The following is a 2,189-nucleotide window of genomic DNA, read 5'->3' on the forward strand; positions in this document are numbered from 1 at the left end:
AATACGTCAATATACTTACACAGAGAAAATCATTGAGGATTGATCTAGATAGAGAAAATCATTTAGGATTGCTATATCCCCGACGATATCTTGCTACATGGCGGTGCAATTCCCAGCATGATGACCTTTAGCGAAACCGACGATGACATCCTCATCTTCGACAAGAACAGCTTGTTGAGTTCTCTCACCAGCGCTCAAAGTCAGCCAATTATTCCTTTGAAGGCACGACTGTTTATAGTGCGATTTCCCCCATTGCCAATACTTCTTCTAAGGACAACAGCCTCTTAATTAATCCGGCTGCAAGTCCCAGCAACCCACTAACAATTAGTGATTCCACTTGCATTCCTAGCTTGAATTAATCGCCGAGGGGTTGAAATCGATCGAATACATAAAAACCCGATTAATTCAAGCAACCGGGTTTTTGTTTGTGGATATTTTTATTTAATATCAATTCCGGTTGCACTCATAGGTCGGAGACGGCAATGCCGTCTCCCTACCCAAAAAAATCTTGTAAGGAAACGGCACTGCCGTGTCCTGATTTTGGGTAACTGAATTAATCACCAATGTAAAATCTTGTTACAAGTGACTTGACACCAGCAATCAAATCTATTGTCCAATGACTATAATTGGGAAAACATAATTCTGTCATTCGCAAGTGTTGCGAAGAATCTTAAAACCTTGCAAAATTCCCCTTGAGTGCGTCAGTCCTGACTATAAACAAATCAGAAAATTCCATGCAGAAACTAACTCGAATTTTATTCACTACAGCTTTAACCCTAAGTATCTTGTGTTCCCCCACAGCAGCTTTCGCTAAACCTAAAATTCAGATAGCCATCCTTTTAGATTCTAGTAATAGCATGGATGGATTGATTGACCAGACTCGTACTCAACTTTGGCAAGTTGTTAATTTTTTAACTAAAGTAACCAAAAATGGCGAAGTACCAGAGTTAGAGGTTGCTCTGTACCATTATGGTAATGACAGCTTACCTTCCTCGGAAGGTTTTGTCAGATTATTAACTGGGTTTACTCCTGAATTAGATTTAGTTTCCGAAAAGCTATTTAGTATCAAAACCAACGGCGGTCAAGAATATGCTGGCTGGGTAATTCGTTCGGCCATGCAAGAATTAAACTGGAGTAAAAATCAGGAAGATTTTCGCGTGATTTTTATTGCGGGTAATGAACCATTCGATCAAGGCCCAATAGTTTGGAACCAATCGGTCAATCTCGCGGTTAAAGGAGATATTCTCGTTAATACAATCTACTGTGGTTCAGCCGAAAGTCAGGAGCGAAGACTTTGGGCATCAGGAGCCGAGTTAGCAAAAGGCAGTAGCTTCAACATTAATCAAAACCAACAAATTGTGGTAATCAAGTCCCCTTACGACGACGAAATTTCTACTTGGAATACTAAACTCAATCAAACTTACATTCCCTACGGTAGAGAAGGAAGAATAGGACAACAACGTCAAGCAGTTGAAGATAGTAATGCTGGCAGCAATACTGTTTTGCGTAGTGCGTCTAAAGCTTCTGAATACTATGATAATGCTTCTTGGGACTTGCTGGATGCTCTCGAAAACGGAACAGTTAAACTAGAGGCAATATCAGATGATAATTTACCAGAAATCATGCGAGGGATGACCCTAACAGAAAAAAGAGCATATGTAGCTGGAAATAAAACCGAAAGAGAAGCAATTAAAAAGACGATACGCGACTTATCTCAAAAGCGTACAGCATATATTGAACAACAGCGCCAATCTAGTACCAATAGCGGTGAAAATACTCTCGATCGCGTAATTATTCAGAGTCTCCGCCAGCAATTAGCCGCTAAAGGATTCAAGCTTAATTAAAAGAACGCAGACGAAATTTCATCTGCGTTCATCTGTGTTTATCTGCAGTTAAAAAATCAGGAATTATGCAAGTCTCACAATTAGTAAGATACTCTACTTTCCCAACCCCTCGGTAATCCGTTGATCGTGAAAGTAGTAGAGCATCCTACAAGTTGCTTGTCCTGATACCGATTGCATAAGTGCTGTTGAGAAAACCGAGTTTTTATGATGGGTTGTTTTCAAGCGCAAGTGATTCTCCGATGAAACTATAAAGTTCTCTGAGTTGCTCAGGAATGACAATTTAATAACTTTAGCGTCTGCTAAATAGTCGGAACTGCACGATAATTCCATTTTGGTAGATAGTCA

1 protein-coding gene is annotated in these 2,189 nt (G+C 39.9%); it reads left to right on the top strand.

From position 1 onward, the window contains the following. Window positions 1-734 precede the first annotated feature (734 nt). Entirely contained in the window at window positions 735-1,844 is a 1,110-nt protein-coding gene (locus QUA77_RS28915; protein ID WP_333454053.1) for a hypothetical protein, read from the top strand. Window positions 1,845-2,189: the final 345 nt, after the last annotated feature.

Origin of the sequence: Microcoleus sp. K5-D4 (assembly GCF_036704575.1) — a bacterium.
GTDB lineage: Bacteria > Cyanobacteriota > Cyanobacteriia > Cyanobacteriales > Microcoleaceae > Microcoleus.

Excerpts from the sequence above, each read along its gene's own strand:
- QUA77_RS28915 (WP_333454053.1), top strand. The coding sequence starts at position 735 with ATGCAGAAACTAACTCGAATTTTATTCACTACAGCTTTAACCCTAAGT.